Source organism: Selenomonadales bacterium 4137-cl (assembly GCA_032334055.1).
GTDB classification, from domain to species: Bacteria; Bacillota; Negativicutes; order Sporomusales; family UBA7701; genus Anaeroselena; species Anaeroselena agilis.
Genome location: JAUOZS010000001.1, coordinates 201368 through 221742, shown reverse-complemented (window position 1 = coordinate 221742; position 20375 = coordinate 201368). Strand labels below are relative to the sequence as shown.

General features: G+C 58.8%; 22 protein-coding genes. 5 read left to right on the top strand and 17 right to left on the bottom strand.

What is annotated here, in order from left to right:
- Window positions 1–415 precede the first annotated feature (415 nt).
- The 5 genes from Q4T40_01015 (at window position 416) to Q4T40_00995 (ending at window position 6018) form a co-directional block, all read left to right on the top strand.
- A complete protein-coding gene (locus Q4T40_01015) occupies window positions 416–1663 on the top strand; it encodes an OFA family MFS transporter (protein MDT8899829.1) in 1248 nt (415 codons plus the stop codon).
- A 145-nt stretch (window positions 1664–1808) separates the two neighbouring features.
- Entirely contained in the window at window positions 1809–2414 is a 606-nt protein-coding gene (locus tag Q4T40_01010; GenBank protein ID MDT8899828.1) for a TetR/AcrR family transcriptional regulator, read from the top strand.
- 130 nt (window positions 2415–2544) lie between these two features.
- Window positions 2545–3909 (top strand): MFS transporter, encoded by a 1365-nt coding sequence (locus Q4T40_01005; protein MDT8899827.1) that lies wholly within the window; start codon window positions 2545–2547, stop codon window positions 3907–3909.
- 53 nt (window positions 3910–3962) lie between these two features.
- Window positions 3963–5042 (top strand): DUF362 domain-containing protein, encoded by a 1080-nt coding sequence (locus Q4T40_01000; protein ID MDT8899826.1) that lies wholly within the window; start codon window positions 3963–3965, stop codon window positions 5040–5042.
- Between the two features lie 160 nt (window positions 5043–5202).
- The gene (locus Q4T40_00995; GenBank protein ID MDT8899825.1) at window positions 5203–6018 is read left to right on the top strand and encodes a methyl-accepting chemotaxis protein; all 816 of its coding nucleotides are present in this window, start codon (window positions 5203–5205) and stop codon (window positions 6016–6018) included.
- A 64-nt stretch (window positions 6019–6082) separates the two neighbouring features.
- On the opposite strand, the gene Q4T40_00990 is transcribed toward Q4T40_00995, so the two are convergent.
- From Q4T40_00990 to Q4T40_00910, 17 genes are all read right to left on the bottom strand, one after another.
- The gene (locus Q4T40_00990; protein ID MDT8899824.1) at window positions 6083–6898 is read right to left on the bottom strand and encodes a hypothetical protein; all 816 of its coding nucleotides are present in this window, start codon (window positions 6896–6898) and stop codon (window positions 6083–6085) included.
- A 45-nt stretch (window positions 6899–6943) separates the two neighbouring features.
- Window positions 6944–7378: an MOSC domain-containing protein gene (locus Q4T40_00985; GenBank protein MDT8899823.1), complete on the bottom strand. Its 435-nt coding sequence runs from the start codon at window positions 7376–7378 to the stop codon at window positions 6944–6946.
- A gap of 27 nt (window positions 7379–7405) precedes the next feature.
- A complete protein-coding gene (gene moaC / locus Q4T40_00980; GenBank protein MDT8899822.1) occupies window positions 7406–7882 on the bottom strand; it encodes a cyclic pyranopterin monophosphate synthase MoaC in 477 nt (158 codons plus the stop codon).
- 40 nt (window positions 7883–7922) lie between these two features.
- Window positions 7923–8903: a GTP 3',8-cyclase MoaA gene (gene moaA / locus Q4T40_00975; protein ID MDT8899821.1), complete on the bottom strand. Its 981-nt coding sequence runs from the start codon at window positions 8901–8903 to the stop codon at window positions 7923–7925.
- A 55-nt stretch (window positions 8904–8958) separates the two neighbouring features.
- Window positions 8959–9747 (bottom strand): MBL fold metallo-hydrolase, encoded by a 789-nt coding sequence (locus Q4T40_00970; GenBank protein ID MDT8899820.1) that lies wholly within the window; start codon window positions 9745–9747, stop codon window positions 8959–8961.
- A 32-nt stretch (window positions 9748–9779) separates the two neighbouring features.
- Entirely contained in the window at window positions 9780–10298 is a 519-nt protein-coding gene (locus Q4T40_00965) for a GNAT family N-acetyltransferase (GenBank protein MDT8899819.1), read from the bottom strand.
- A gap of 131 nt (window positions 10299–10429) precedes the next feature.
- Window positions 10430–11392 (bottom strand): DUF169 domain-containing protein, encoded by a 963-nt coding sequence (locus Q4T40_00960; protein ID MDT8899818.1) that lies wholly within the window; start codon window positions 11390–11392, stop codon window positions 10430–10432.
- Window positions 11393–11413: 21 nt separating this feature from the next.
- Window positions 11414–12511 carry a (Fe-S)-binding protein gene (locus Q4T40_00955; protein ID MDT8899817.1) on the bottom strand — a complete coding sequence of 366 codons (1098 nt, stop codon included), beginning with the start codon at window positions 12509–12511 and terminating at the stop codon, window positions 11414–11416.
- Window positions 12512–12550: 39 nt separating this feature from the next.
- Window positions 12551–13375, bottom strand: coding sequence for a DUF2064 domain-containing protein (locus Q4T40_00950; GenBank protein ID MDT8899816.1), 825 nt, complete (start codon window positions 13373–13375; stop codon window positions 12551–12553).
- Between the two features lie 50 nt (window positions 13376–13425).
- Window positions 13426–14037 (bottom strand): molybdenum cofactor guanylyltransferase, encoded by a 612-nt coding sequence (locus Q4T40_00945; GenBank protein ID MDT8899815.1) that lies wholly within the window; start codon window positions 14035–14037, stop codon window positions 13426–13428.
- Between the two features lie 24 nt (window positions 14038–14061).
- Window positions 14062–15294, bottom strand: a complete 1233-nt coding sequence (locus Q4T40_00940) for a molybdopterin molybdotransferase MoeA (GenBank protein ID MDT8899814.1) — start codon at window positions 15292–15294, stop codon at window positions 14062–14064.
- A 15-nt stretch (window positions 15295–15309) separates the two neighbouring features.
- Window positions 15310–16332: a molybdopterin-binding protein gene (locus tag Q4T40_00935; protein ID MDT8899813.1), complete on the bottom strand. Its 1023-nt coding sequence runs from the start codon at window positions 16330–16332 to the stop codon at window positions 15310–15312.
- 291 nt (window positions 16333–16623) lie between these two features.
- Window positions 16624–17229 carry a flavin reductase family protein gene (locus Q4T40_00930; GenBank protein ID MDT8899812.1) on the bottom strand — a complete coding sequence of 202 codons (606 nt, stop codon included), beginning with the start codon at window positions 17227–17229 and terminating at the stop codon, window positions 16624–16626.
- Window positions 17230–17269: 40 nt separating this feature from the next.
- A complete protein-coding gene (locus tag Q4T40_00925) occupies window positions 17270–17758 on the bottom strand; it encodes a GNAT family N-acetyltransferase (GenBank protein MDT8899811.1) in 489 nt (162 codons plus the stop codon).
- A gap of 23 nt (window positions 17759–17781) precedes the next feature.
- Window positions 17782–18558: an ABC transporter ATP-binding protein gene (locus tag Q4T40_00920; protein ID MDT8899810.1), complete on the bottom strand. Its 777-nt coding sequence runs from the start codon at window positions 18556–18558 to the stop codon at window positions 17782–17784.
- Window positions 18531–19340, bottom strand: a complete 810-nt coding sequence (locus Q4T40_00915) for an ABC transporter permease (GenBank protein MDT8899809.1) — start codon at window positions 19338–19340, stop codon at window positions 18531–18533. Before Q4T40_00915 ends, Q4T40_00920 begins: the two co-directional genes overlap by 28 nt.
- 18 nt (window positions 19341–19358) lie before the next feature.
- A complete protein-coding gene (locus tag Q4T40_00910) occupies window positions 19359–20333 on the bottom strand; it encodes an aliphatic sulfonate ABC transporter substrate-binding protein (GenBank protein ID MDT8899808.1) in 975 nt (324 codons plus the stop codon).
- Between the last annotated feature and the right edge of the window lie 42 nt (window positions 20334–20375).

Here is a 20375-nt window from a genome sequence, read left to right as displayed (position 1 = left end):
GCAACAAAATTTCAGGAGGTAATGTGCAATGTGTTTTCGTCCAGGTGGAGCAGCCAAGCCTGTAGAGTGCCCGAACTGCAAAAAGAAAATCGCCGCCATAGGAGGGGTTAAGCAGAAAATTTGCCCCTTCTGCAAAACAGAACTGCCTGCCGAAGAAAAAGCCGGCAATTAAGGCTGGTTATCCAACCAACGGCACACAACTAAGGTTGCCGCAAAGGGGGACCACCGTTCGTCCCCTGACGAGAATTTAACGAATTTTCGTATATTTGCCGTTCAACCCTGTGCCCCCCAAGCGGCTAAACAGCCTCGACAACAGTCGCCTCACACCAGTCCACTTGTCGCACAGTGAGTCCATGATTCTTTGTCTGTTATTCTGCTATTTGGAAACAAAATACTGAAAGAAAGAGGTCGGAGAATGGCCGAACAAAAATACAATCGCTGGTTAATTCTTGTCGCCGCGATAGTAACTAACCTCTGCATCGGCACCCTGTACGCGTGGAGCGTATTCGCACTGCCGCTTGGAAAATTGTTTGGCTGGTCTGCGGCCGCCATCGGACTGGCATTCACGATCAATCACGGTCTCAGCCCCGTCGCCATGATCGGCGGCGGCTACGTTCAGGACCGCCTTGGCTCCAGGGCCAACATCCTCATCGGCGGTCTGATGTTCACTGTCGGCTTTTTCCTTACCGGCTTTGTCAACAAAGTCGGCCTGCTCTACATCACTTACAGCACCCTGGCCGGTATAGGGGGCGGCGTTGTCTACGCCGGAACGCTCGGCAACACCGTCAAGTTCTTCCCTGACAAAAGAGGCCTTGCCTCCGGCCTGGTCGCCGCCGGCTACGGCTGCGGCGCCATGCTTTTCGCCCCCGTCGCCAGCGCCCTTATCATCAAATACGGCGTCATGGCCACCTTCAAAATCCTCGGCGCCGCATTCTTCGTGGTCCTCGCCATCACGATCAACATCATCAAGAAAGCCCCTCCGGGCTACAAACCGGAAGGCTGGGAGCCGAAACCCGAAGCCGGTGCTCCCAAGGCGAACATCCCCGATGTCATGTGGTACAACATGCTTAAAGACAAGACTTGGTGGGTCATCCTCATTATGCTTCTCTGCGGCGCCCTCTCCGGTCTCATGATCACCGCTTTCGCGTCGCCGATTGGCCAGCTCATGTTCAAGCTCACTCCCATGGACGCCGCCTTCTTCGTCAGCCTGGTCGCCATTTCGAACGCGCTCGGTCGTATCGGCTTCGGCAGCCTGTCTGACAAAATCGGTCGTTCCAACACCATCGCGATCATGTACGTCGTATCCGCCCTCTCCATGCTCAATCTGAGCATGACGAGCTCGGTTGCCGGCTTTGCCGTTTCCGGGATAGGCGTAGGCGCCGTCTTCGGCGGCTTCATGGGCACCATGCCGCCGATCATCAGCGAAAGATACGGTCTCAAAAACTTTGGTGTAAACTATGGTATCACCTTTATCGGCTTCAGCCTTGCGGCCATCTTCGGCCCGATGACCGCCGCAACGGTAAGAATGTCTACCGGCAGCTACCAAAACGCCTTCTACATCGCTCTTGCCATCAGCGTACTCGGTCTGGTCTGCGCCTTCATCTACAGGGCGCTTGATAAGAGCGAAAAAGCGGCCAAGGCAAAAGCAACCATTGCTCAGTAGCAATAACTACGAAAAGCAAGGATGCCTAAAGCACCCATAATATTCCGGGGGAGTGGAACACCTACTCAACTATGCAGCAACACACTCCCCCAGATATTATGCGGTACCCGCGAAACCACGGCGGTACCGAAAGGAGGCTGATCTTATGCGGGATAGGATACTTGCCGTCGCGCTGCAACTGATGAACGCGTACGGCATAAAATTCACCACCTCGGATCTCGCCCGCGATTTAGGCGTCAGCAAAAGAGCGGTATACGAGCACTTCGACTCCAAAGAAGCTCTCATGGCAGCCATTTTTGACAACATCCGCACCGACTTCCGCCTTCAGATAGCCACCATCCTTCAGGGCGACGATCTGGACATCACCGATAAGCTCAAAGCTCTGATGGTGTTCTCGCCCAAAGCTCTCGGACCGCTCAACGAAAAAATGATTAATGATACCAAACGGTTCCTGCCGCAAGAATGGGCAAAATTCGAAGCCTATTTTCAAGAACGCTGGGAAATGATCGAGCAAGTTATCAGCCAGGGGGTTAACAAGGGCATTCTCGAGCCGGTCGACCTTGCGGTCCTACGCAAGATGTACCTGGGCACCATCGACAAGTTGCTCGATTATCATTTTCTCGTCGAAAACGACACGACATTCAGAAACGCTATGACAAAAGCCGCCGACATCATGATCAGGGGGCTGACTGTTTGTCAACAAAGGCCGCCGGCCAAAGCGGAAACCCTCCTGCCCCCCACCGACTCGTAGCAAGATTGCCGCCCTAGGGGCTGAAACAAAGCCGTTATACATAAACAACGACAACCCAATCACTCCTCGAGCGCCACACGTTAGGAAACTATTCCATCCCAAGCTGGTCATCGGAAGGAGAATGAAAAAAGTGAAAAATTTCACCATTTCAGAAGTAATCGATTCATTGGGAGTAAACAAGTTCACCTGGAGAGTCTTTTTCTTCCTCGGATTTGCGATGGTCTTCGACGGCTACGATTACATGGTCGTATCCTATACCATGCCGCAGATCGCCGCCGAATGGCATTTGGACAAAGTCGCGATGGGCTCCCTGTCCTCCTGGAGTCTTTTCGGTCTGATCATCGGCGGTGCGTGCGCCGGCATAATTTCCGACAAAATCGGCCGCAGAAACACTCTCGTATACTCGATTGCCGCGTATTCCCTCCTGACCATCCCTATTTACTTCGCGACCAGCTTTGAGCAGTTCGCCCTTTTCCGCGTGCTGGCCGGCGTCGGCCTGGGCGCTTGCATACCCGTCGTCACCACGATTTTCTCCGAATCCACTCCTACGCCGCGCCGCGCCCTCTTCATCACCTTCGGCATGGCCTGGATGATCGTCGGCTGGGTTATGGGCGGCCTCATCCCCACCCTGCTTGTTCCCCACTACGGCTGGAGGATCTGCTACCTGATCGGCGGCGTACCGTTCCTCTATGCCATATTCCTCTATTACCAGATGCACGAGTCGTCCTACTGGCTGGCCGGTAAAGGACGCAAAGCCGAAGCGAATGAAATCCTCAACTACATCGAAAACCTTGCTACCGGCAAAGTCACGCCGCGCGATCCCGAGGCTCTCGTCGTCCCGCCGAAGCCTAAAATCGTCGGCCCCGCGGCTCTCTTTTCCAAAGACTACTGGATGATCACCGCCGGTGTTTGGATCACCTACTTCTGCGGCTGTTTCACCGTGTACGGCCTCAACGCCTGGCTGCCGTCCCTCATGCTTGAGAAAGGCTTCAAGCTCACCTCCGCGTACGCCCTGGCGATCGCCAACAACGCCGCCGCCGTCATCGCCAACTGTTCCACCGGCTTCGTCGCCGAAATCATCGGCCGCCGGCCCAACCTTATCATGGCTTACCTGCTCGGCGGCGTGTCGATCGTCATCATGGCCTTTGTCAGCGGCGGCTTCGGCGCCATCCTGGCGGCCAACATCTTCATGGGCTTCGCGATCAACTACGCGATAACCGCCGTCCAGCCCTTGATGGCTGAAGGCTATCCCACCGAATTCCGCAACACCGGCGTCGCCTGGTGCCAGGCTTTCGGCCGCCTTGGCGGAGCGCTCGCCCCGATCGTCGCCGGCGCCATCATGAGCATGAAGCTCGGCCCGCAGATGTCCTTCCTCTTCTATGTCATTCCGGCGATTATCGGCGCCCTTGCCGCCATCTTGTTCGTCAAGAAGGAAACCAAGGGCAAGTCGCTCGATCAGCTCGCCCAGGAACAGGGCAGAACCGCCGCTCACTAAACCAGTCAGCTCTCGCCGCAGACTAATCACCAAAAAAGTGGGAGGTCATACCAATGGAATCACTAGTATACCTAGCAAAACTGCCGGACGGTGCCACCGCCGCCGAACAAGCCGAAGCGATCGGCAAGCTTTACGACACAGCCGGTGCACCGGCCGTTGCCGCCAAAGATTTTGTCGCCATCAAATTTCATGTCGGCGAAGGCACCAACAACACCCGGATCAAGCCGGAACTCATTCGGGAACTAGTGACCAAGGTACAGAAACAGGACGGCCTCCCTTTCCTCACCGAAACCTCCACCCTCTACAAAGGAGAACGGCACAACGCGGTCAGTCATCTCATGCAGGCCCACCGCCAAGGCTTCGGCATCGACAGTGTCGGCGCGCCCTTCATCATGGCCGACGGCCTCACCGGAAACACCGAGTACGAAGTGGCGATTCCGGGGGAAATCCATAAAACAGTTAAGGTAGCAAGGGAGATTATCAGCGCCGACGCCCTGCTGGTAGTCTCCCACGCCACCGGCTGCATCTCCACCGGCCTGGCCGCCTGTATCAAAAACCTCGGCATGGGCCTGGCCAGCCGTATGGGAAAGATGCGCCAGCATTCGGCCGTGCTGCCGCAGGTCGATGTCGAAAAATGCGTCTTCTGCCAAAAATGCATGCGCTGGTGCCCTGCTGATGCCATTAGCGAACACGGCGGCAAGGCCCATATCGACTCCGCCAAGTGTGTCGGTTGCGGCGAATGCATCGCCGTGTGCCGGTTCGACGCCGTCAAATACGACTTCGGCGCCGACAAGGGCTTCCTGCAGAAAGCCATGGCCGAATACGCCTACGGGGCGGTCATCGGCAAACCCGGTAAATGCTTCTACTTTAACGTCCTCACCAACATGACCAAAGACTGCGACTGCCTCGTCAAGCACCCGGTAGACAAAATGATCCCTGACATCGGTATCCTGGCCTCAAGCGACCCGGTAGCCATCGATGCCGCCACTCAGGACCTTACCGCCGCCGCCTACGGCCACCCCCTGGGGCGCCTCGCCTTCCCTGAGCGCGACGGTGCCATCCAGATCGAGCATGCGGCCAAAATAGGCATGGGGTCGCCAAAGTACAAGCTGATAGAAATCGATCCGCGCTAGCGCACCCGTTTAAGGCTGCGGATCCCAAAAAATGCCGCCCCTGCTGTTAATTCAAAGCAAGGGCGGCGTCTTTAGAGAGGAATTCAGACAAAAAACGCCGAATATAGCAATATCACCCCATTATTTGTCAAGATAATTAGTTTCTACGGAGGGCCGAAAAATGACCAAACTGGAAGCTGCCATCAAATCCGCAGATTTGTTTCGTACCCTTAACGCCTTCGATTGCTCGGCAATGGTCACTGACGCCCAGGGTATAATCCTCTACCATACCCAGGCGACAACCTTCAAGGAAAATGTCACCATTGGCCAGCCTGCTCCCGGTGGCGCCGCCAAAAAGGTCGTCGAAACACGGCAGTCTGTCAGGGTGGACGTCCCCGAATCGGCTTACGGCGTAAAACTCAGGGCGATGATGACGCCAATAATCGAAGAAGACGGCACCTTCTCCGGCATAGTCGGCAACGCTATCAACATGCAGACGGTCTCAACCATGCATGAAGCGGCTCAAAACATCGCCTCGATCGCGCAGGAAATGACGGCCACTTCCCAGGAACTGGCCGTCACGGCCGCCCAACTGGCGGAAAACCTGGTAAAAATAAGAAGTGTCAGCGAAAGTGTCCTGGGGGAAATCGAGAAGACCGGCAGCATCCTGCAGTTCGTAAGCGATGTCGCCCAAAACTCGAATCTGCTGGGGCTCAACGCCGCCATCGAAGCGGCGCGCGCGGGCGAGCTCGGCCGGGGCTTCGCGGTCGTGGCCGACGAAATGCGCAAAATGGCCACCAACAGCGCCGACTCGGTCAAGAATATCAAAAGTATCCTGGACAACATCCATCGCGACACCCAAACCGTCGTGGCAAACATCGCTTCTGCCGCTCAGCACGGAGAACGTCAGGCGGCGGCAACGGAACAGATTTCCGCCACAATGCAGCAGCTCGCCTCGACGGCCTCCGATGTCGAACGATTCGCATCGTCCATCTAACCCCACTTCCGAACCAAAAAGGCCCGAATCCCCACCGGGATCCGGGCCTTTTTTATTCAGCTACCTAGGAGCAGTAGGTCTCGCTCTGCGCTTCGAGGCGGTCGAGCTCGCAGCGCAGCCACGCCATCCTCTCCTTGACGTTCTTTGTCTGATCGACCAAGGCGTAAACACTCGGCATACAGCCTTTGGGAGCCTGAGCGACCGTCGCGATTGTCGGGCGAAACTGGCAGACCCGCTTAATCCTGGTCGATAGATACTGCTTTGCCTCGCTCTCCGACGCGAACAGCGGCATGAGCAGATCGCCGCTCGCCCAGGCTGTCCAGCGGCCTCTTTTATACTTTGCCACGAAAAATTCCCGGTCGGCATCGTCGGCATACGCGTCCAATTCGTACAACTTGCCGTCATCCCAGTACCCCAAATGCTGCATGACATCGCTGTATCTTATCTTGGGGCGGCTGGAAGTCATAAATCCGTAATAGTCGGCCAGTGCCCGCTGTGCGGGTGAAGCGTACATCAAAAGCGGCATGTCCTCCACAGCCTCGTTAATCTGCGCCATCACCATGCCGGCCAGTTTACCCGCATCGATCGTGCGCTGGAAGGAAAAGTGCCATTGCTTGAACCTTTTCCCCGCCGCCTCGTCCTTGGCAAAGCCCTTCTTGTTCAGGATGTCTTCAATGCTTTCCACCCTATTGTATACTTCGCAGTCGATAACGACCGTCCCGCCGCCGATGTTGCCGCATTTCTCGATGCGCAGCGAAACAGTGTCCGGCCTGTGCAGACGCCCCTGATCGACGAAGTTGCCGCGGGAGAAATATACATTTTCCATTGTCAGCACATCCACCATGGCCGCTGTCGTATAGTGCCGATAACTAATAAGCATTACTACTCCTCCCATTCCGGTCATCGTATTCTGAGGCCGTCGGACCTAATTCAATACCTCGATCGTGTCACCCGTGCTAACCGTATTTCCTGAAACCACGGTCGCGAAAATACCCTCCTTGGGCATTACGCAGTCACCCGCCTGGTAGTAGATCGCGCAGCGGTGGTGACATTCCTTGCCGATCTGGCTAACCTCCAAAACGGCGCCGCCGATTTTGAGGCGCGTCCCCACCGGCAATTGCGGCAGATTTAAACCTTCCGTGGTAAGATTCTCGGCGAAATCGCCCGGATTTACATCCAGGCCCGCCTGCCTCATCTTATCAATACTTTCCAACGCAAGAAGGCTCACCTGACGGTGGGCGAACCCGGCGTGGGCGTCACCTTCGAGCCCGAGATCCGCCACCAGTCGCGCGCTGCCGACATTTTTCTTGCGTTCCCCTTTATTGGCACTGGTACATACCGCGACAACCTTTCCCTGCATCCCGGTGTCTCCTTTACGAAGAAATTATCAGCTTTCCCGGCGGTAAGTTCCGCTCTTGCCGCCTGATTTCGCTACCAGCCGAACATACTCGATAACCATTCCCTTATCAACGGCCTTGCACATATCGTACACGGTCAAAGCGGCAACACTGACCGCCGTCAGCGCCTCCATCTCAACCCCGGTTTTGCCGGTGGTCCTGACGGTCGCGGCTATTCCGACGGAACTATCCGCCTCATCCACGTTGAATTCGATATTGATCCCTGACAGCAGCAGCGGATGACACATCGGTATCAACTGCCAGGTAGCCTTCGCGCCCATAATGCCGGCGACCTGGGCGACGCCGAGAACATCACCCTTGCTCAACAGTCCCTGCTTCACCAACTCCAGGGTAGCGGGCAACATCCTTATTTTTCCCTCTGCGACCGCCTCGCGTACGCTGTCGCCCTTGCCGGAAACATCCACCATCCGGGCCCGTCCCGCTTCGTTAAAATGCGTCAACTCCACGCTATCGCCACCTTCGCGATATAGATTTCTTCCATAATTCTCAGCCGCCGATTTGCGACATCGTCCGCTCGAAGTCAGGAAAACCGCTCGACCGGCAAAGCGAATGCCCCTGCGGTTTCGCCGCAACGGCGGCGTGAAACAGTTCCGCCAGTTCGCGGTCGCTGGCCCCGTTCCTGAGGGGGGTTTTAACATCAATCTCGTCGTTTGAAAGCAGGCACGGCCGCAGCTTGCCATCGGCGGTCAGCCGCAGGCGGTTGCATGCGCTGCAGAAATGCTCCGATATCGGCGTGATGAATCCGAACGCCCCTTGCGCTCTGGGAAACTGGTAATACTTCGCCGGTCCGTTGCCGCGGACGGTGCCGGTCGGCTTCAAAAGGGCCCTTCCCGCCTCGTTCAGCATCTTCTTAACCGTGGCGATATCCGGCCCACCGCCAAAACCGCGGCCGCCGATAGGCATATACTCGATAAACCGGACCGCGATCGGATGCCTGTAAACAAGCTCGACAAAGTACGCAAGGTCTTTCTCCGTCAAAGCCTCGGTCAAAACCACGTTGAGCTTGACCGGCGCCAACCCGGCCTCCATCGCGCTTTCGATCCCCTTCATGGTATCTTCCAGCCGCCCGCAGGTCGTCAGCCGGGCGAAGCTGGCAGGGTTTACCGTATCCAAACTTATATTAACCCTGCTCAGGCCGGCGGCCTTCAAATCCTTGGCCAGCGGCGGCAGCAGGCTGCCGTTGGTCGTCAGCGAAATATCCTTGATCCGCCCGAGCGCCGTGACCGCCGCGATAAACTCCACGATCCCTTTCCTCACCAACGGCTCCCCGCCGGTAAGCCGGATCTTGGTAACGCCTTCCCGGTTGAACACCTCAATCAGCCGCAGCAATTCCTCATAAGTGAGGATATCGTCATGATCCAGCCACCGTTTCCCCTGGGGAGGCATGCAATAAACACAGCGGAAATTGCAGCGATCGGTTACCGAAATCCGCAAATAATTGATATTGCGCTCGTAAGTGTCCAACATATCAACGCCCCCCAAACCTGTTTACCGGGCAATAGTCCCGCAACCGTAAAAACAGCTATAGCTCGATTACCATGCCGTCGTGTGCCACCGACACACCCTGGTGCGGAGCGACGGCAGCCGCCAGTTCCCTGCTGGTGGCAGGCTGGCTGTAATGGACGGCCAAATGAGTGAGCACCGTGTGGCGGGCTTTCACTTCCCGTCCGAGTTCAATCGCCTGCTCCACCGACATGTGGCTGTTCGGATACCAGTTCTCGCCGTAGAAGGTGGCGTCGCAGACCAGCCAGTGCACCCCTTCCAGTATCCTGGCCGTCGCCGTTGACAAGCCGGCCGTGTCTGGGAAATAGGCCAGACTTTTAGTCGGCGACTTCACGAGAAAGCCGGCGGTTTCGACCCCGTGCTCGGCAGGCAGCGGCGTAATGCCCAAATCACCGAAGCGATACTCTAGATTGAAAGCCCAGGAAAAAACCCTGAAAACCTCCGACAGATTCGGAAAAGCGGCGGCGAACTGGGCTCTGGCGCTGGGCGGCAGAAATAGTGGTATCGGTTCCTTGCGCTCCAGCTTCACGTAATATTCAAGCTCGCCCAGACCGCCGAAGTGATCGTAATGCCAGTGGGTAAGCAGCACGTTGTCGATTCTGGTTACCCGCTCCCTGATAAGCTGCGCCCTGAGATCAGGAGGGGCGTCGACAAGAACATTGCCCTGCTCAGTGGTGATGAGCGCCCCGCTGCGCGTTCTTGCGCTTGCGGGATTATCCCTGGCCTCCCTGCAACCCGGGCAATCGCAGAAGAAAGAAGGCGCCCCGGGTCCTGCCCCGCTTCCCAGTATTTTGAAAGATGACGGCATCTCTATTTTCCTCCTCAAACGGAGCCTTTGCGTCAGGTTCGCGAATACACCATCGCTACCGGGCCGCACTGCTCGCAGTCGGGACAATCCTCGCACTGGCTGTCGAAAGGCGGCGGCAGCAGCGATGCTTCGCACTCGCGGTAGTCACACCGCTTGTAAAAAGCCGCAGACTCCCCTTTCGCCATCGTCGTAATCCTGAATGTACCGCCAGTAGGCTCCACCGCATCACGGCAATACTCCCACGGCCGCTCACACAGCTCCCGCATCAGGCGGCGGCCCGTCCCCCGGCCGCGTTCCCCCTGGGCCACCGCGAACACCAGCAGATGGAACAGATCCTCATCCGCCTGGTACAGCCGGCCGCCTGCCAGGATATTGGCGCCGTCCCTGAGCACGACGTGCTCCTCGGCCTCCCCGGCAAGGTCCATGCCAGCGGCGGTAAACATGGTGCGCAATGTCTCCTCGTCGGCCGGCTCGGCGAAAGTAATCGTCCTGTCCAGATCGCATCCTCCTCGCGGGCTTTTCGGCCTGTAATACTTAGAAGCAAGATTCATACCAACTCGTATAAAAGGCCATAATCCCTTGAAACAAGCCCCCGGTACAGTCACGGCCGCAAAGCCGTCTTACCGCCACAACCCGGTCCGCTTCTCAAAATGATGCTTTTTTTGCATTTTGCGTCTTAAAATCAGCCTCTGCCGGCAGGCCTTAACTGGATAGCCTGCTGCGGGCATTGTCCTACGCAGGTATAACAGGCGCAGCATTTATCGCCAGCGGCCACCCGGGCTTTTTCGCCGTCGGCAGTTTCCGCAAGCTCCAGCACATACTCCGGGCAAAAAGCCTCGCATATCCCGCACCCGTTGCAACGGTTCGCGTCGATGACCACTTCTACCCGCTGCGAAGCTGCCGCCCCGCCCGTATGGGCCGTGCTGTCGATCACCGGCGGCATATATAGACGCCGCCGCGCCTCGGGAATGCTCTTGGCCGCCAGCTTCTCCAGCGAAGCTACGATCGTGGGCAACTGCCCGTAGGGAATCGACACATACACCTCGGCATCCTCGACATCGGAAGAAGCCCTTGCCCCGTAACAGCCGAACGAGATATTCATCTGTTGGCTTTTCATCACCTGGACGGTCAAATCGGCGCAGGTCGAATTGTAGCCGGAGGTGTGGAACACCTGCCGGTCGCCGCTGCCGTAGGTGGATGCGCAGCACAGCCACATCGCCTGTTCCGGCAACAAGGTCATGATCACCACATCAGGCTCGAACGTCGCCTTCTCCAGAGGTGCGAGCACCGTCGCCGTATAACTGCCGGGCGCAAACTCCGGCCGCGAGGCGATCATCTTGCGGGCGCACTCGATCGTGGGCAATTTCTTGAACAACAGGTACAGGTCACCCGACCGCAGCTTGGGAGACATGGTGATAAGCCCCATTATGCCGGCCCCGTCGGGGCAGGCGTGTTTCCGCGGCGGAATATAAAGGCAATTCCCCCGCCTGGCGGCGGTTATCGATTGGCAGTGCCTGATCCGGTCCGCCGGCTCGACAACCCCCTCGGGAACCGCCTCACCGGGCCGCAGCAGCCGAACGGCTACCGGAGACCACCGAAGGGTAAGCGCCTTCCGCATCGCTTCGGCAAGCATCTTGTTCTGCACTAGTTAAAACTCCTCTCGTGGTCAATCAGCCATAATTCTTGCCCAGATCTCGTCTCCCTCCGGGCCCTCCAGCATTGCGGCCATCCTCTTCTTCGCGGCGGTGAAATCGTCGTCCCGCCCCAGCAGCAGACTCAATGCATGCACAACACAGACATCGTCCGCGGCCGCCGCGAATTTCGCGGTACAACTGGCGCAGTAGTTTGCGAGAATCTCGGCCTTCGACTCCCGCACCTCCGCGAGGCGCCGTCCCACAAACTCCTCCGTGAAGTCGGGGCGGAAACTCGAAATCATTCCCCCGCTTCCGCAGCAGATGGTCTTTTTCCCGCTGTGAGACATTTCCACCGTCTGAAAACCGCTCTTCGCCAGCGCCGCGCGCACCTGGCGGCCGAAAACGCCCTCACGCCTGTCGGGGCACGAATCGTGAACGGTGCATATCCGGCCGGCACCATCGACGGACGGCAGCTCAAGCACCTCATAAACAGTCTTTAAAGTTACCCCCGCCGCCGCAAGCACCGGCAACAGCTCGTAATAACAGCCCGGGCAAGCGACGATAACCTCGCGGACCGCATGCGCCTTAAGCCGCGCCACAAGTTTAGCGGCCGCAGCCTCCGCCCGTTGCGGCAAGCCCATCTGGGTCAGTGGTTTACCGCAACAGTCGGTAAGCATCCCGTCGCAGCCACAGTCTTTCTGCAGCCGGGAAAACACCGCCCGCGTCAGCTCGGGAGCGTAAGTCATCAGCGTACATCCCGGGAAAAAACACCGTGACGCCTCGCCTTTCACGGCGATATCGCCATAGTCGATGCCGCTGAAGCGGCGATAAACACTCATCAAATTGTTGTCGCGGTCGGGAAGAAGGTACAAATACTCGTCCAGCCTGAAGTCTTCGGCCGCTATGGCAGCGCGCCGTCCCGCGGCGAACAGCTCTTTAGGGCTCACCCCTACCGGGCATACGGCTTCACAGCAGCCGCACAACGCGCAGCTGAACGACTCCTCCGCCGTCGCCCCCCGCGCCGCCGCCTTGCCGGGCGACTCCTCCATCCCGGCGAGCAACGGGCAACACCCTTTGCATAGCCCGCACTCGATACACCTTTCCGCCAACTCTTTTACCTTGTTCTCCATCTCGGTTCCGCCCTTTCCGGCCAGCCTTGCGGCCGTCCTTTAGCGTTGCGGCGACGGCGGCGAGGTGGCCTCCAGGCCGATTTCATCCAGCACCCTGATGGTATTGACCGGCAGCATAACCGCGTCGTCGTAGCGGGCCGCCAGTTGGATGCTTCTCACCATCGGAATCATGCCCGCCAGGTCAACCGGGATATCGACGTCAGGCACCATCTCGACATACCCGAACGGGATGCCGTGCTCGCGGGCCTTGCCGAGCGCCACGTCCAACGCCGTTATCCCGTCCAGATTGTAAAATACCTTGTCGAACTCGAACGGCGTATTGTAGGTATAACCGATGATCGAAAAACCGCCTTCCTGGCAGGCGCCTTCTATAAGGGCCGCCCCGACCGGTTCGCCCTTGAACCTGGCTGCCGCCATCCCGGCGTCGGTCTTCGCCAATCGCGTCAGCTTCGCTACTGCGTCGCGGATGATCGCAGGCTGCAGGCTGGGCAGGTCGCCGCCGACGATCAGCAGACTGTCAGCCAGCCGTTCCGCGTTGCCGTTCTTCAAAACGTAGTCGGCGGCATACTGCATGCACTCGTCGAACGAACCACCCGCGTCGCAGAACACTTCCTTGATGCTCGCGCGGTTGGAAACGCGGGTCAGAAAGCTCTCGAGATATTCCCGGTCGCCGCCCTGATTATAGCAAATCATCACGTCGCCGCAGTCGGCGGCGATGCAGGCGTTGATTGCGTCAAGCACACAGCCCTCGTAAAGGTCTTTTGCTTCCTCTGGCGTAAGAATCCCGCCCCGGTCGGTCGTAAGCCGCGTTTTGGTCACACCGGCTTTCGGCACTTTGGTAAATACAATGGTCGCGTTTTTCATGATTGCTACCTCCTGATCAAGTTAAATATGCTGCTAATTCCGCGGCGACTCTACCCGGAAACTTCCGGCCCGCCCTCCGGTCCATTTCCCCGCCGCAGCAGGTCAAGGTCCTCCGGGGCGTTAAGATTAAAAAACATAGTGGCCGGCAACCCCGCCGCGCCGAGTTCCTCCCCGGTCACGGCAAGCACCTTCACCGCCGGATAAAAGCTGTAGACCTTCTTCATCCCTGCCCGCAGGCACTGTTCTATCGGTCCGGCGCATGCCCGGGAATATACGGCGCAAAGCGGTTCCCACTCCTGGCCAGGCCGCGGCACCACAGCGTCGTGGTCGCCTTTGCGGCCCAGCAGATAAGCCGCCAGTTTATCAGTAAAACACGGCATATCGGCGGCTACCGCGAACACGACGTCGTTCTGCGCCGCGAGCAGACCGGCATGAAGACCGCCGAGCGGACCCATGCCGGGGAAAACATCCGGCACCTCCCGGACGCCCGGCAGGCCATACTTGGCCGTTGCGTTGCTCGCGATGATAATTTCGTCGGTAATGCGGCGCAGTTCCTTCACCGTCCGCTCGATAAGCGTCTCATTTTCGACCACCAGCAACGTCTTGTCCCGCCCCATCCGCGAACTGCGCCCGCCGGCAAGGACTATGCCGCTGACCCCCATCGCAATAACCTCCCGATCCGGCGCCTAGTGCCCAAAAACATCGTCGACGACCAGCACCGATACATCCTGCCCGGCATTCATCCGGCCGCTGCCGGCCGGCACATCGATATACGCGTTGCAATTAATCAGCGACTTAAGAACACCATTGCTTTGCTCGCCTGTCAGCGTCACGCTGTTCGCGCCCTCGTTCACCTGCAGGCGGCCGCGCAGAAAGCGGCGCTGTGGGCTGGGCTTGCCGAACTCTCCTTCGAAGACGGCGTCCAGCCTGGTTGGCAGGTAGCTGGTCAGCCCCATCTTTTTCTTGATCAGCGGCACGGCGATAAGATCGAATGTTACCAGCGCCGCAGCCGGGTTGCCTGACAGGCAGACGATGAACTTATTGTTGTATTCGGCGGCCAGAACCGGCGAACCGGGTTTCATATTGACCCCCCGGTAAATAACATTTATCCCTAACCGGTCGAGCGCGTCCGGCACAACGTCGTAATCGCCCGCCGAAACCCCGCCGGTCGTGATGACGATGTCAGCATCAGCCAGCCCCAGAGAAATAATATCGGCGATCGAATCCAGCTCGTCTGGTACGTTGCCGAGGGCTGTGATTTTCGCGCCCAGCTTCAGACAAGCCGCCACCAGGCTGGGCAGGTTGCTGTTATAAATCTTCCCCGGCTGCAGCGGCTGGGAGCAGTCCACCAGCTCGTCGCCCGTACTTATGACCGCGACCTTGACCTTGTTGTAAACCGATACCTCGGCAAAGCCCAGGGCGGCGATTAGTCCGACCATGGCAGGCGACACATGCGTGCCGGGCGCGGCGATTAACTCGCCCTTCTTTACGTCCTCGCCGGTGCGAACGATATTGCTGCCCGACTTAAGCGGATAGAAAAACTTGCAGATATTCCCCGTCCGCGTAACATCCTCATGTTTTATAACCACGTCGGCCCCCGCCGGAATCGGCGCTCCCGTCATCACCTTTATGGCGGTCTTCGCCGTAACTCTCTGCCTGGCCGCGTAGCCGGCCGCAACCTCCTCGATCACCTCGAGAGAGGTCGGGTAAGCCTCCGATGCCGCCGCAATATCCTCTGCCCTTACCGCATACCCGTCAAGCGGGGATCTGTCGAACGGCGGCAGGTTGATCGGCGCCTTAATCTCCCGGCTCAAAACCCGGCCGGCGGCGTCGAACAACGGTATTTTGCACTCCTTAACCGGGCAGGCCATCCTTAATAGCAAATCCTGGGCTTCTTCCAGTGCCACGTTCCTTTTCATCTTTCTACGTCTCCTCTATGCGCCTGTGCCGAACGAGCATTTAGGATAGTGGCAAACCTCGCACTCAAGGCACATTCCACCCATGCCCAGCTTGGCGATCATCTCCCGGGTGATCGTCTGGCCCGCCAAAACCTGCGTCAGGACCAGATCAAAAACCGTCGTCTTGTGATACATCACACAACCGGGCAGCCCGAGAATCGGCACCTGATCCATATAAGCGACCATCAGCATCGCGCCCGGCAGCACAGGCGCCCCGTAAGTTACGATCGACGCTCCCGCCGCCCTGATGGCGGTCGGCGTTACGTCGTCGGGGTCGACCGACATGCCGCCGGTGGTAAGGATCATCTCCGCGCCGCCCGCCAGTAGCGTTTTAATCGCGCCGGAGATCCGCTCCACGTCGTCAGGCACGATAATGTGCGCAATCACCCGGCAGCCGAACGCCTCAACTTTCTCCCTGACAACCGGTCCGAACTTGTCCTCGATCCTCCCGTGAAAAACCTCGCTGCCGGTGGTTATCACCCCCACCTTGTAAGGGCGGAAAGGCTTCACCTCGACAATGCCGCCCGCCGGCGCGATTGCTTCCGCCTGCACCAGCTTCTCCTCCGCGATAACCAGCGGAATGACCCTCACCCCGGCGACGACCATCCCTTTCTTAACCGGCCGGCCGTTATTGACCGTCGCCGCAGCGATCTCTTCCAGCATGTTAAGCTCCAGCAGGCGCTTCTCGTCGATAACGCACAGGCCGTCGGTCTCAGCGACGAGTTTGACCTTGCCCTCGCTCGGTTCGGTCAGCGAAAGCCCTTGTCCCTTAAGCACTTGGGCTATCCTAAGACCGGCATCGTTCTCGTGCACGAACCCCTTGTTAAGCTCCCAAACATACAGGTGCTCCTTGCCCATCTTCAGCAGCTCAGGGATGTCTTCCGCGGAGACGATATGACCCTTTTTGAACGCCGGACCCTTGGCCTTGCCGGGCACAATCCTGGTGATATCGTGGCAAAGCACGCTGCCGACCGCATCTTCTACTCTGATCATCTGCATCTAAACCATCTCCTCAAAGGCTCGTTGTCTACCCGGTTACCACCGGTGCCGGCGGCGTAATCAGGCATCAGCCCTGTCGGCCGGCTTATATATCTATAAGCACTTGCAATATCCGTGCCATCGTTTCCTCACTTGTCGAACGGGCGCCGCCCCAGCAACTTCCGTGGTTAAGAAAAGAGTCCCCCGACCTGATTTATCATTTTGACACACCCTTTCCCAAAAAAAAACTCGCGTCCCCTTCAGCCACCGTCCTGCCGCAGACAGCAAAAAAAGGCCAACCGGCTATCCGGATCAGCCCCTCTCCTTATTATTATCATCCGTTTTCTTCCCGGTCAGGCCGCGCCCCAGCGAATACGTCCCTCCCAGCAACCGGCCGACGGCGTAATAATTCCTGTCCGCCGGGCTGCACGCCAGCGGCTTGACCCTTGCCATATCGGGCATGCCGTTCTCCCCCAGCACCGCCGTATCGGCCTTCGCATCAACGACCCTGCCAATGAACAGGGTATGGCTACCGAGCTCGACCGTCTTCTGCACCGAGCACTCGAGCACCAGGGGAAACTCCTCGATATACGGGGCATCCACCAACTCGCTGCCGACCGCCGTCAACCCCGTCGCCGCGAACTTGTCCGTGTCCCGTCCCGAAACGAGACCGCAATAATCCGTCTCAGCCGCGTAACGCTCCGACGAAATGTTGACGGTAAAAGCGCCGCGCGCCGCGATATTAGCATGCGTCAATCGCGAATTCCGCACTGCCACGGCCACACAGGGCGGCTCGGAGCAGCATACGCCACACCAGGCGGCGGTCATCAGGCAGGGCGCGCCGTCCCCGCCGTAGCTGCCGATCACCCACACCGGCAACGGCATAGCCGGCGTCAGCGCTCCCAAAGACTTTTTCATCGAAACCACACCCCGTCTCGCATAATATCGCCGCCAGCCGTCAATCTAGCCACCGGTACATGACCAAGGCGTCCACCAGCCCTTGATCCTTATGCGCAAACGCTTTCGGCAGCCGGCCGGCAATCGCGAACCCGCATTTCTGCCACAGCTCGACCGCCGCTTTGTTAGTGGACACAACGAAATTAAACTGCATCGCCTTAAAGCCCAGCGCCCGCGCCTCACTCAGCGAGTGCTCGCACATCGCCCGTCCGATTCCCCGGCCGCGGACCGCGGAACCGACGGCATACCCGGCGTTGCAGACATGCGCTCCCAGCCCGGGCTGATTGGGCTTCAAGAAATATGTCCCCATCACCCTGCCGTCCTCCACCGCGACATAAGTTGCGAGCGGCGTCTCCATCCAGATGCGGAACGCTTCCCTCTCGGAGGTATCCGGCGAAAAAGAATAAGTATCCCCCCGCGAAAAAACTTCCTTGAGAATCGGCCAGATATCGCCAAAGTCGGAATCCTCCGCCCGCCTGATAGTTACCATGAACAGTCCCTCCCGCGCCGATTTTATCCCAAGTCAGCGTGAAATTCCCGGCCGATTGCCTGACGGAGCAACTGAAACGCCGCATCGGAACGGCTCCGCGGCCGCGGCAGATTCACCGCGAGCTCCTTCCGCACCGTTCCAGGCCGTTCTGACATCACCACCACCCGGTCTCCCAGGTAAACGGCCTCCTCGATATCGTGGGTCACCATAATCATCGTCGTCCCGCCGTCGCGCCATAATTCGAGCAGCTCGTGCTGCATCCTCAGGCGCGTAAGCGCGTCCAGAGCACCGAAAGGCTCGTCCAGCAGCAGAATCTCCGGCCGGTTGACCAACGCCCGGGCGATCGCCACCCGCTGCGCCATCCCGCCGGACAGCTCCCCCGGATAAGCCTTCGCGAACCCCGTCAGCCCAACCTTCTCCAGATGGGCGGCGACTATCAGCGCCTTCTCCTCCCGGCTGCCTTTCTGCAGCGCGAACGCCACGTTCTCCGCCACCGTCAGCCACGGCAGCAGCCGCGGTTCCTGAAAAACGATTCCCCTGTCCAGGCCGGCGCCGGTAACCCGCCGTCCGCGCACCGTCACCGCGCCCCGGTAGTCGCCGTCCAGCCCGGCGATTATCCTCAGCAGCGTGCTTTTTCCGCAGCCGCTCGCGCCCACGATGCTGACAAACTCCTGTCTGCCCACCCTGAGGTCTATGCCCGACAGAGCCGGCACCTCGCCGTCCCGCCCCTTATATATCTTCGCCAGGCCGGAAACGACCAAGAGATCGTCTCCTATTCCCCGGTAAAGGCAGTTTTCCATCTTACAACCCTCTTTTCCAGCACACGCAACGCGCCGTCCATCGCCTTGCCCACCACGCCGATCGCCAGCATCCCCACCAGAACCCTGTCGGTCTGCGCCAACGCCCGCGCGTCGGTAAGCATATAGCCGATGCCCGTCATCCCGGCCGACAGCTCCGCGGCCACCACGCACATCCAGGCATAACCCAGCCCGATGCGCAGCCCGGCGGCAATGAACGGCAATGCCCCGGGAATCACGACCTTGGCGACAAACTTGCCTTTCGGCACCTCCAGCACCCGGGCCAGCTCCAAAAACTTATGGTCCGTCTGACGGACGCCGTCGAGCACATTCACGAAAATCGGGAAAAAAGCTCCCAGCGTGATGATGAAAACCTTCGACCCCTCCTCGATGCCGAACCACAGGATGGCCAGCGGCAGCCAGGCAATAGGCGGAATGGGCCTCATCAATTGGATGATGCCGTCCGCGAGCGAAAAAAGCAACGGAAAAATACCGAGCGCCAGACCCAGGCCCACCCCCAGCACCGCTGCCAGCGCGAACCCCTCAAGCACCCGTACGATGCTCGCCCCCAGGTGGGCGGCCAACTCTCCGCTGACCGCCATCGCCTGGAATGCTTCGAGCACCTGGAGCGGCGAAGGCAGCAAAATCGGTTTCACCAGACCAGCGGCGGTGACCGCCTGCCATACTGCCAGCAGAACGGCCGGCACCACGGCCTTCTTCCAGCAGGGAAGCCCGGCCGCCAGGCTGTCTCGATACGTTGCCGCGATCTTTAGCGCCATCTCCATAATCATAATCCCCCAGCATCATTTCCGGCGGACGAAAGCCTCTACAGCCACCGGGTTTTTCAGCAGGCCGTTCTTACGCATGAACGCCTCGGTATCCTTCATATCGACTACAAACCTGTCGGTGATCCGGTCGCTGTAGTTAAACTTGCCGACAACCTTCGTCAATAGCGGACGCGGCATCCGCATATCCTCCAGCAACAGCCCCGTGCACTCTTCGGGGTTCTTCCGCAGATATTCCTCGCCCCGCCGGAACGCCTTCAGCACCGCGTCGACCGCCGCCGGCTCCTTGTCAACCGTCGCCCCGCTCGCCATCAGCACGGCGTACGCCTCGTAAATGCCCGTACCGTCGGCTATGACCCTTACCTCGCCAGCCTCTTCCATCCTGGTGAGCAGCGGGTCCCACATCACCCCGGCGTCAACGTCGCCGCGCATCAGCGCCGTCGCCAGGTCGTCCATAGACATATGGATGAACTGAATATCTTTCGTGGTCATCCCGTTCTTTTCCAGCAGCAGTTGCAGCAGTTTTTGCCCGTAAGCCGCCTTGGTCGTCGCCACCTTCTTGCCCTTCAGGTCGGCCACGCCAGTGACGGGCGAATCCTTTTTGACAACCATCGCGAGCGCCTTCGGCGCTGCCGACGCGACCGCCACGATCCGGTAATCGGTGCCGGCGGACCGGCCAATGAAGGCCGGAAAATCGCCCATAACCCCGAAATCCAGGCGTCCGGCCGCAAACGCCTCGCTCACCATCGGGCCCAGCGAGAACGGCAGCCACTTCAGCCGGTATCCCGCCTTATTAAGCTCCTCGTCGAGAAACCCTTTCTTCTTCGCCACCCACATATGAGCGTAATGCGGCAGCGGCACGATACCGACGCGAATTTCCTTGCCGCCCGGCGCGGTTCCCTGCGGCTGGGTAGCTGCCTTGCCGCCGCAGCCGCCTGTCGCCAGCGCGACCAGTAGCAAAGCAACGATAACCAGCACTGACGCGTTCCTCATGATTACATATCTCCTTTTTCGACGAAAAGCCGGTTTTTAAAT

Coding starts and splice junctions, on each gene's coding strand:
- Q4T40_01015 (MDT8899829.1), top strand. CDS start 416: ATGGCCGAACAAAAATACAATCGCTGGTTAATTCTTGTCGCCGCGATA.
- Q4T40_01010 (MDT8899828.1), top strand. CDS start 1,809: ATGCGGGATAGGATACTTGCCGTCGCGCTGCAACTGATGAACGCGTAC.
- Q4T40_01000 (MDT8899826.1), top strand. CDS start 3,963: ATGGAATCACTAGTATACCTAGCAAAACTGCCGGACGGTGCCACCGCC.
- Q4T40_00995 (MDT8899825.1), top strand. CDS start 5,203: ATGACCAAACTGGAAGCTGCCATCAAATCCGCAGATTTGTTTCGTACC.
- Q4T40_00990 (MDT8899824.1), bottom strand. CDS start 6,898: ATGCTTATTAGTTATCGGCACTATACGACAGCGGCCATGGTGGATGTG.
- Q4T40_00985 (MDT8899823.1), bottom strand. CDS start 7,378: ATGCAGGGAAAGGTTGTCGCGGTATGTACCAGTGCCAATAAAGGGGAA.
- moaA (MDT8899821.1), bottom strand. CDS start 8,903: ATGTTGGACACTTACGAGCGCAATATCAATTATTTGCGGATTTCGGTA.
- Q4T40_00970 (MDT8899820.1), bottom strand. CDS start 9,747: ATGCCGTCATCTTTCAAAATACTGGGAAGCGGGGCAGGACCCGGGGCG.
- Q4T40_00965 (MDT8899819.1), bottom strand. CDS start 10,298: ATGAATCTTGCTTCTAAGTATTACAGGCCGAAAAGCCCGCGAGGAGGA.
- Q4T40_00955 (MDT8899817.1), bottom strand. CDS start 12,511: ATGGAGAACAAGGTAAAAGAGTTGGCGGAAAGGTGTATCGAGTGCGGG.
- Q4T40_00950 (MDT8899816.1), bottom strand. CDS start 13,375: ATGAAAAACGCGACCATTGTATTTACCAAAGTGCCGAAAGCCGGTGTG.
- Q4T40_00945 (MDT8899815.1), bottom strand. CDS start 14,037: ATGGGGGTCAGCGGCATAGTCCTTGCCGGCGGGCGCAGTTCGCGGATG.
- Q4T40_00940 (MDT8899814.1), bottom strand. CDS start 15,294: ATGAAAAGGAACGTGGCACTGGAAGAAGCCCAGGATTTGCTATTAAGG.
- Q4T40_00935 (MDT8899813.1), bottom strand. CDS start 16,332: ATGCAGATGATCAGAGTAGAAGATGCGGTCGGCAGCGTGCTTTGCCAC.
- Q4T40_00930 (MDT8899812.1), bottom strand. CDS start 17,229: ATGAAAAAGTCTTTGGGAGCGCTGACGCCGGCTATGCCGTTGCCGGTG.
- Q4T40_00925 (MDT8899811.1), bottom strand. CDS start 17,758: ATGGTAACTATCAGGCGGGCGGAGGATTCCGACTTTGGCGATATCTGG.
- Q4T40_00920 (MDT8899810.1), bottom strand. CDS start 18,558: ATGGAAAACTGCCTTTACCGGGGAATAGGAGACGATCTCTTGGTCGTT.
- Q4T40_00915 (MDT8899809.1), bottom strand. CDS start 19,340: ATGGAGATGGCGCTAAAGATCGCGGCAACGTATCGAGACAGCCTGGCG.
- Q4T40_00910 (MDT8899808.1), bottom strand. CDS start 20,333: ATGAGGAACGCGTCAGTGCTGGTTATCGTTGCTTTGCTACTGGTCGCG.